Below are 8,715 nucleotides of genomic sequence, written 5' to 3'. Positions count from 1 at the left end.
GCTCGGCGGCTACGGCTACGTCAGCGACTACCCGGTCGAGCGGATGATGCGGGACGCGAAGATCACCCAGATCTACGAGGGCACCAACCAGATCCAGCGCATGGTGATGGCCCGCCAGCTGCTCAAGAGGTAATTTCTGCGCGCTGTGAGTGCCAGCGCCCAGAGCAGCAGCGGCGAAAGAGCACCGTTTCGGAGCAGAGTGCTTTCCGGGGGATCTGGCAGGGGCTCACGCGCTCAGCTTCGGCGCCTCGGCCAGCGCTGGTGTCGTGGCGCTGTCGTCCAGGAAGCCACCGGACTGGTGTTGCCACAGCCTGGCATAGGTTCCGCCGAGATGGAGCAGTTCCTCGTGCGTGCCCTTCTCGATGATCTGGCCATGGTCGAGCACGACGAGCTGGTCCATGCTCGCGACCGTGCTCAGCCGGTGCGCGACCACGAGCGCGGTCCGGCCGTCCATAAGATCCCACAACGCCTGCTGGACGAGGATCTCGCTCTCTGAGTCCAGCGCGCTTGTCGCCTCGTCGAGCAGTAGGACCGGCGCGTCGCGCACGATCGCCCGCGCCAGCGCGACTCGCTGCCGCTGTCCGCCGGACAGCTTCACGCCACGCTCGCCTACCATCGTGTCGAATCCGTCCGGCAGGATGTCCGCGAACTCCGTCACGTGCGCGGCCTGCGCGGCCTGGCGGATCTGTTCGTCGGTCGCGTCCGGTCGCGCGAACGCGATGTTCTCGCGGAGAGTCCGGTGGAACATCGCGGGTTCTTGCGGCACGTAGGCGATCAGGCTGCGCAGATCCGCCTGGCGCAGCTTGCTGATGTCCTGCCCGCCGATCAGGATCCGGCCTTCGTCGATGTCCACCATCCGCAGCAGCAGCCGGGTAAGCGTCGTCTTGCCGCCGCCTGACCGGCCGACAAGTCCGAGCCTGGTTCCGCTCGGCACAACGAGGTCGAGGCCGCTGAACAACGGCTGTCCGCCGGAGTGCGTGAAGCTCACGTTCTCGAAGCGGACGTCGCTCGCCGCCGGTCGCAGCGGCTCGGGCGCGATCGGGTCGAGCACGGTCGGCGGCGTCAGCAGCAACTCGGTGAACTGGGCGGCCTCGGTCAGCGAACTCTCCATCTGGCGGTAGATCTGATTGAACTGGAACATGATCTGTGTCGCGTTGGAGTAGTACGTGAACGTCACGATGATCGCCTCGATCCCGTGACCGCCCGCCCCGAGCGCGACCGCCAGCAGCAGTCCGAACACATTGGTCAGCACGGACATCGGCGCGACCAGCGTGTCGATGCGCAGGTTCCCGTAATCCCAGGAAAGAAGCGATTTCCGCCGCTGCTCGACGACCCGCGACCGGTGCTCGGCGGCCTCCCGGTCCTCCGCGGCGAACGCGCGGATCGTGTCGATGTTCGCCAGGCTATCGGCGACGTGCCCGGACACCCGCGCGATTGCCTCCTCGCGCTGGTTGACCAGCTTCTGGCGACGGCGGATCAGCGGGGCGACACCGGCGCCGGTGATCACGATCAGGCCGATGAGCCCGGCGACCAGCAACGGGTCGAAACGCCACAGCACCACCGACGCGAACACCAGCGGCACAAGGCTGCTGACGATGTTGAACGCCAGATTGTCGGCGAAGTCCTCGAACCGGGAAGCGAAGCTCAGCACCCGCTTGGTCAGCGAGCCGGCGAAGTTGTCGTGGAAGAACGCCGCGTCCTTCGCCAGCAGCTCGTCCATGCCGATGATGTAGAGGTTCTCGATGCCGCGGCCGTCCAGGCGGTTCAGGCAGTGGATACCAATCCGCCACAAGACCTCGGCGAACAGCAGGACTCCCGCAAACCCCAGCACGTAGGGCATCGTCGCGCCGATCCCGGTCGGCACGTGACTGGCAAAGCGGGCGACCAGCAGGGCGATGATCAGCGGAGCGATATAGGAGATGCACGTGTTTCCCAGCGCGGGCAAAAGCATCGCCGGCACCGTGAAGCGCCACAATCGCGTCATCTGGCCGCCATAGCAGCGCAGCGCGAGCAGCACCGCCCGTTTCCGGGCCGGTGAACCGCGGCCAGGTTCGGGCGTGGTCATGTGTTCCCCCATACGAGCGGCTATTCCTGGCCATGGTGCCCGACCGGAGGCCCTCACGGCGATCGATTTTCTGGCTCCCCGAAACGTCGCGGAACGGGCATACCTGCCACCCTCGCGACGCCTTCCGCGCCGGGTAACCCGCATTCACGCACACGCAGTTAGAGGTCAATCACCCGGGCGGCCGATAGTTTCGAATATGTCCGAAACTTTAGTACCACTATGCCTAATTCTGATCGATGCACGTAGGCGAAAGAAGAACCTGGAACGAAACTGCTGACCAAACTTTCGAATCGAAACATTTCCGAAAGTTATTGACCGCTGAATGCGACCTACTCAAACTAACGCCATCGGTATCAAAAAGCTGCCGATCAGGCTCCCGCAGGCCTGCTCCTGTGTCGCCGCATGGCGACCTGTCCAAGGAGGTGCCGTGAACGCCCCCACGCATGTACCTAGAGCTCGCAGAGGCGGCCGCTTCCGTCTGCTGCTGGGCGTCGTTTTCGCCGTGATCCTGGCGGCGGCCACGGCGGCGCTGCCCGGCACCGCCAAGGCGGCGACGGCCATCTGCTCGAACCAGACCGGCACGAACAGCGGCTATTACTACCAGATGTGGTCCGCCGGCCAGGGATCGGCCTGCGTCACCCTGAACTCGGGCAACAGCTACTCCACCACGTGGAGCGGCATCGGCGACTTCGTAGCCGGAGTCGGCTGGAATCCTGGCAACAGTTCCACGAAGACCTTCTCCGGCAGCCTCAGCGCGTCGGGCGGCACGTCGCTGGTGTCGCTCTACGGCTGGTCCACCAGCCCGCTCGTTGAGTACTACGTCATCGAGAACTACGTCGGCTCGCCGCCCACCGCCGGCACCTACATGGGCCAGGTCACCAGCGACGGCGGCACCTACAACATCTATGAGCACCAGCAGGTCAACCAGCCCTCCATCCAGGGCACGGCGACCTTCGAGCAGTACCTGGCGATCCGGACCTCGCCCACCAGCAGCGGGACCATCACCACGCAGAACTTCTTCAACGCGTGGGCCAGCCACGGGATGAACCTGGGCACGCTCAACTACCAGATCCTCGCCACCGAGTCCTTCGGCGGCGGCAGCGGCAGCTCCAACGTTACGGTGAACTCCGGCAGTGGCGGCTCCGGTGGCGGCGGCGGCGGCAGCGGCGGTGGCGGCTGCACCGCGACGCTGTCCGCCGGGTCGCAGGGAAGCAACTGGTACAACCTCAACGTCTCGGTCGCCGGCTCCAGCACCTGGACAGTGACGATGGACCTCGCGGCCCCCGCGGTCGTCTACTCCACCTGGAACGTCAACGCCACCTATCCCAGCCAGTACGTGCTGAAGGCCACGCCCAACGGCAACGGCAACAACTGGGGTGTCACCATCTCACCCAACGGCCAATGGACCTGGCCCACGGTCTCCTGTAGTACCGGGTAGCCGCGGGCAACCCCTCGCCACCGTTGCTGGGACGGTAACGGAGTTCCCGTTAGTGCGGCGTCGATCAAGGTCGCTGAACTGCGGGAACTCCGTTAGGCCCTGGTGGCGTTCCACGGCGGCACCGTCACCGCCTGCCCTCGCGATGACGGCGGCCTGTCCGTCACGGTCACGATCCCTTCGGCCGCCCTGGCCAGTTGACGCAACCCGTTAGTTGCCATATTATCGCAACCAAACAGTTGCTACATCCTGGAGGGAATCGTGACGTTTCCTGATCGCATCGAGCGAACCGTCGAGATCGCTCACCCGCCGGCCAAGGTATGGGCGGCACTGACCACGGCCGAAGGGCTTAGCGCCTGGTTTGGCAAGGACGCGAAGATCGACCTGCGCCCGGGCGGCTCGGCCAGCATGAGGTGGGACGGCGGCCACACCGCCGACATGCGGGTGGAACGGGTGGAGGAGCCGACCGTGTTCGGCTTCACCTGGCACATCTACGGGCTGCCCGAGGACGACCCGCGCCGCACCTACGTCGAGTTCACGCTGGAGCCGGCCGGCGCCGGCACGCGGCTGACCATGGTCGAGTCCGGCTTCGCGCAGCTTCCCGAGAACGCCTACCGCACGGCGTACGACGGCAACGGTCAGGGGTGGGTGAGTGAGCTCGGCGAGCTTGTCGACTACCTCGATGCCGCAGCCTGACATCGAGGCCATCGCCGAACAGGTCTTCGTCGCCCTGGCCGACCCGAGCCGGCGCGCCATCCTGGCCGCGCTGGCCTCGGGGGGCCCGGCCACCGCCACGGACCTGGCCGGCCAGCTGCCGATCACTCGTCAGGCGGTCGCTAAGCACCTGGCGCTGCTGGCCGAGGCCGGCCTGGTGACGGCCGAGCCAGGGGAGCGGCGCCGGGTGCGGTACCGGCTGAGCTCGGCGCCGATGCGGGTGGCGCAGCAGTTCCTGGCCGCGCTCGCGCGTGACTGGGACGGCCAGCTCGGCGCGCTGAAGGATCACCTCGACCAGCATGCGGGCAAACCCCAGGAGGGCTGATGGTCAACGTGGCATCCCGGCGCCTGGTCGCGCCGCCGGTAGTGGTGGCGGCGACGCTCGGGCTCGCCGCCGCGTGCTGGGCGGTCGCAGCCTGGCTGATGGACGGCATGGACATGGGGATCGCGACCCGGCCAGGGCCGTTCGGGTTCTTCGCCGCGGCGTGGGTGACGATGATGGCGGCGATGATGCTGCCGGGCGCGGCGCCGGCGTTCGCCAGGCACGTCCGCCTCAGCGGTAAGGCGAGTGCCGCGCTGCCGTTCGCCGGGTACTACCTGGCCATCTGGGCGCTCGCGGGCGTCGTGGCCTACGCGCTGGACCGGCCGCACGGGTCGCTGGCCGCCGGCGCGGTGGTGATCGCGGCGGGTGTCTATGAGCTCACGCCGGTCAAGCGGCACTTCCGCCAGCGCTGCCGTGAGAATGCCGCCTCTGGACTGGGCTACGGGCTCTGCTGTGTCGGCTCGGGCATCGGGCTGATGGCGATGCTGGTGGCGCTGGACGTAATGAGCCTGTTCTGGATGGCGGTGGTCGCCCTCGTCTGCTGCGCCCAGAAGCTGCTGCCGGCGAAGGCCGCGATCGACGTTCCGCTGGCGCTGGCGATCTTCGGGCTCGGGCTCGTGATCGTCTGCGCGCCCTCGCTGGTTCCGGGCTTCGCCCCGCCAGCGATGTAACGACAAGAAAGCAGAAAGAAGGGACAGGCAATGACCAGTCACAACACGGGGACACGCGAGGAGTGGCTAGCCGCGCGGCTGGAGCTGCTCGAGGCGGAGAAGGAGCTGACCCGGCGCAGCGACGAGGTGGCCAGGCAGCGGCGGGAGCTGCCCTGGGTCCGGGTCGACAAGGACTACCGATTCGAGACCGACGGGGGGACGGCGTCGCTCGCCGGCCTGTTCCAGGGCCGCTCGCAGCTGCTCGTCTACCACTTCATGTTCGGGCCCGACTACACCGCCGGATGCCCGTCCTGCTCGGCGATCGCCGACGGGTTCAACGGGTCCGCCGTCCACCTCGCCAACCACGACGTCACGCTCTGCGCGGTGTCGCGGGCGCCGCTGGAGAAAATACAGGCCTACCGGCGGCGGATGGGCTGGGGCTTCCCGTGGGCATCCGCCTACGGCAGCGACTTCAACTTCGACTTCGGGGTGGCGCACACCAAGGAGGAGTGGGAAGCGGGCACCGTCGCGTACAACTTCGGCGAAGCGGACATGCGGCCTGCGGCCGGCCAGGAGGACGCCCTCGACGCCTTCACCCAGTCGATCGTCGGCACGGACTGGCAGACCTACCGGCGCGAAGGACCCGGCATGAGCGCCTTCGCGCTACAGGACGGCACTATCTACCACGCGTACTCGACGTACGCGCGCGGGCTTGACGGCCTGTGGGGCATGTACCAGTGGCTCGACCGCGCGCCGCTCGGCCGCAACGAGAACAGCTTCTGGTGGCGCCGCCACGACGAGTACGACAGCCAGTGAGCGGCCCGCCCGCGGGGTAACCGGCAGGGGCCGCAGCCCCTGTTCATCCTGGAGAAGCCACTGTCACCGCGCTGCCGTTCAAGCCGGACCACCGCCGGGTGGATGTCGCCTTGCTCTAGGCAGGGATGGCGCGCAGCTCGGCAGCGAGGCTGTCCAGGCCGACCGGGCCGAGGCTGAGCGCGGCCGTGTGCCAGCGTTTCAAGTCGAATCCAGGGCGCCGCGCGGCGTCCGCCCGGGCCGCGAGCCAGGCGCGTTCGCCGAGCTTGTAGGCGATCGCCTGGGCCGGCCAGCCGAAGTAGCGCACCACCTCGGCGTGCACCCGGCCCGGCTCGGCGCGGCCTCGCTCGCGCAGCACCTGGCACGCCTTCTCGAAGCTCCACCGGGACCCGTCCGGCAGCGGCAGGTCCAGGTGCACGCCGATGTCGATGACCACCCGGGCGGCTCGCAACGCCGATGCGGCGAGCATGCCCAGCCGCGTGCCGGGCTCGTCGAACCAGCCGAGCTCGTCGGCCAGCCGCTCGGCGTACAGGGCCCAGCCCTCGCCGTGCCCGCTGATGAAGGTGCACTTCGCGTACCGGGACAGCGAATCTCCCGCTGTCGCCGCCGCGCCCACCTGCAGGTGGTGACCGGGCACGCCTTCGTGGAATACCGTCGTCAGCTCGTCCCAGGTGTTGAACCGGTCCCGGTCGCGAACCGGCCACCAGGTGCGTCCTGGCCTGGACAAGTCCTCGGTGGGCGGTGTGTAGTACGCGGCCCCCGAGGTAGAGCTGCGTGCCAGCACGACGTCAATGGCGCGCAGCGGCGGCGCGATGTCGAAGTGCACCCCGTCCAGTGCCGCGACCGCACGGGCATGCCGCTCCTTGAGCCAGTCCAGGTACGCGTCTTCGCCGTCCACGTAGGCGGATTCATCCAGGATGGCCGTCGCCTCGTCGACCGAGGCGCCGTGGCGGACCCGGCCCGCTTCCGCGGCCATCTCGGCCTCGATCCGCGCGAGTTCCGCCCAGCCCCACTCGTAGGCTTCCCTGGGGTCGATGTCCGCGCCCAGGGTCAGCCGGGCCGCGATCGCGTACCGTTCGGCGCCGACCGCGTCCGTTTCCTTCGCCCGCGGCGCGTAGCTTTCCCGCAGGTAGCGGGCAGTCTCGGCGTAGCCGGCGTGCGCGGCACCCGCCGCCGCGGCGAGCTCGGCTGCCAGCGGCCCGGCACCGTAGCCGGCCACCAGCGCGTCGTGAGTTCCCGCCGCGTACTTGTCGGCCTGGATCGCTCCCTCGACCGCCTGACGCCGCGCGGCGGGCAGGCCCCGCGCCAGGCCTTCGTCCAGGCTGGTGCGCCAGCCGGCGAACATCTCAGGGATGGCCCGCAGCCGTGCGGCGATGTTCCGCCAGTCCTCGTCACTCCCGCGGGGGAGCAGGTCCACGCTGTCGCGGACGTTGCTGAGGAGGCCGAACGGGGTGCGCAGGTTACGCAGCGGCTCACCCGCGTCATACAGGGCCAGCTGGGCCTCCAGTCGCTCGCGGAGATGCGCGGCGGCCAGCCGGTCGCGCTCGGACGTGACCTGCACGCCGCCGAGCTCGGCCAAGGTGCCGGACATCAGGTCCGCCCAGGCCTCTAGACCGCTGGGGCTGTAGTCGGTGGCGGCGCCGAAGGGCTCGGCGAGGGAACCGCCGATTCCGACCGGATCGAGCGCCGCCCACCGCGTGACGAAGTCATCGCAAAACCGGAACATTGGCGTCATAGGTAAACACCCTAGGCGCACCTGAGGCTTTCGAAGCCTCCGGTCAGGCCAGCGCGGTGACCACCGCGACCACGGCTACCAGCGCGATGAGCATGTACAGCAGGTAGGCGTCCAAGCGGCCGGACTGGAGCCGTTTCGCACACGCCACCGCGACGCCGAATACCCGGATGACCGGGCGGTACAGCCATGTCTCGACGACTTCGACCACGTCGGAGGCGTACCGCAAGTGCGGCACCTGGTCCCCGTCGCCGACGCCGTCGCCATCGGGCACGACCTCCACCACCTCGGCTTGCGTGTGCAGCACGCTCGCCAGCACCCGCCGCGTCGGGTTGGCGTAACCGAACGCGGTGTAGGAGTTCGGGCCCGCCACGCCCATCGTCGCCGAACGCCACGCGGGAACCCGCCGCACCCGCAGTAGCCGCCGCCCGGACATGCCGAGCGCGAGCAGGCCGACGAGCCCGAGCATCACCGGAAGCTCCACCCACAGCCAGGACGGCGACAGGATCGAGAACCCGGCGAACACCGGCTGCAGCACCCACGGCGACTTCAGCGCGCCCATCGTCAGCGCGCCGGGCACGGCCGGGGACAGCCCGGCGGCGATCACCCGTATCTCCAGCGGCGTCAGCGCCGCCAGCGCCAGCGGGCAGGCGGACAGCAACGCGATCGCCACCCGCCCTGTCCAGCCATAGTCGCCCCCGCGAGTTCCGCTACCACCAGGCCCGAGCACGACCATCCCGACCAGTCGCACGAACGTCACCCCGGCGAAGCCGATGGTCAGCGCCACCGCGGCCCCGGCCAGCGCCAGCGTCAGCCGCCCGGCGAGCGCGGTCACCCGGAACTGCTGCATCAGCGACTCGAGCAGGAACCACTCGGACACGAACCCCGCCGTCGGCGGCAGTCCGGCCAGCGTCACGGACCCCACGGCGAGGCCAACGCCGCTCCACGGCGCCCGGTGCCCCGCGCCGCGCAGTGCCTCCAGGT

9 protein-coding genes are annotated in these 8,715 nt (G+C 68.9%); 6 read left to right on the top strand and 3 right to left on the bottom strand.

What is annotated here, in order from left to right; translation table 11 throughout:
• On the top strand, window positions 1-133 hold a 133-nt coding region (locus tag WA805_RS27330; RefSeq protein ID WP_422338134.1), incomplete at its 5' end, for an acyl-CoA dehydrogenase family protein.
• A gap of 93 nt (window positions 134-226) precedes the next feature.
• On the opposite strand, the gene WA805_RS27325 is transcribed toward WA805_RS27330, so the two are convergent.
• Window positions 227-2,065, bottom strand: a complete 1,839-nt coding sequence (locus tag WA805_RS27325) for an ABC transporter ATP-binding protein (protein WP_422285080.1) — start codon at window positions 2,063-2,065, stop codon at window positions 227-229.
• Between the two features lie 502 nt (window positions 2,066-2,567).
• Here WA805_RS27325 and WA805_RS27320 point away from each other — a divergent pair.
• From WA805_RS27320 to WA805_RS27300, 5 genes are all read left to right on the top strand, one after another.
• Window positions 2,568-3,503, top strand: a complete 936-nt coding sequence (locus tag WA805_RS27320; RefSeq protein WP_425243774.1) for a glycoside hydrolase family 11 protein — start codon at window positions 2,568-2,570, stop codon at window positions 3,501-3,503.
• Between the two features lie 258 nt (window positions 3,504-3,761).
• A complete protein-coding gene (locus WA805_RS27315) occupies window positions 3,762-4,196 on the top strand; it encodes an SRPBCC domain-containing protein (RefSeq protein ID WP_422282097.1) in 435 nt (144 codons plus the stop codon).
• Window positions 4,183-4,539, top strand: coding sequence for an ArsR/SmtB family transcription factor (locus WA805_RS27310; RefSeq protein WP_422282099.1), 357 nt, complete (start codon window positions 4,183-4,185; stop codon window positions 4,537-4,539). Before WA805_RS27315 ends, WA805_RS27310 begins: the two co-directional genes overlap by 14 nt.
• Window positions 4,539-5,207: a DUF2182 domain-containing protein gene (locus WA805_RS27305; RefSeq protein WP_424565018.1), complete on the top strand. Its 669-nt coding sequence runs from the start codon at window positions 4,539-4,541 to the stop codon at window positions 5,205-5,207. Before WA805_RS27310 ends, WA805_RS27305 begins: the two co-directional genes overlap by 1 nt.
• A gap of 30 nt (window positions 5,208-5,237) precedes the next feature.
• Window positions 5,238-6,002 (top strand): DUF899 domain-containing protein, encoded by a 765-nt coding sequence (locus WA805_RS27300; RefSeq protein WP_425243773.1) that lies wholly within the window; start codon window positions 5,238-5,240, stop codon window positions 6,000-6,002.
• 115 nt (window positions 6,003-6,117) lie between these two features.
• On the opposite strand, the gene WA805_RS27295 is transcribed toward WA805_RS27300, so the two are convergent.
• Both WA805_RS27295 and WA805_RS27290 read right to left on the bottom strand, forming a co-directional pair.
• Window positions 6,118-7,734 (bottom strand): DUF885 domain-containing protein, encoded by a 1,617-nt coding sequence (locus WA805_RS27295; RefSeq protein WP_422282105.1) that lies wholly within the window; start codon window positions 7,732-7,734, stop codon window positions 6,118-6,120.
• 43 nt (window positions 7,735-7,777) lie between these two features.
• A partial coding sequence (locus tag WA805_RS27290; RefSeq protein WP_425243772.1) for a hypothetical protein occupies window positions 7,778-8,715 on the bottom strand: 938 nt, incomplete at its 5' end.

Origin of the sequence: Trebonia sp., from assembly GCF_049794275.1 — a bacterium.
In the GTDB taxonomy this organism is placed as follows: Bacteria; Actinomycetota; Actinomycetes; order Streptosporangiales; family Streptosporangiaceae; genus Trebonia.
The sequence above is the reverse complement of the archived record's forward strand: the minus strand, read 5'-3'. Positions and strand labels throughout refer to the sequence as shown.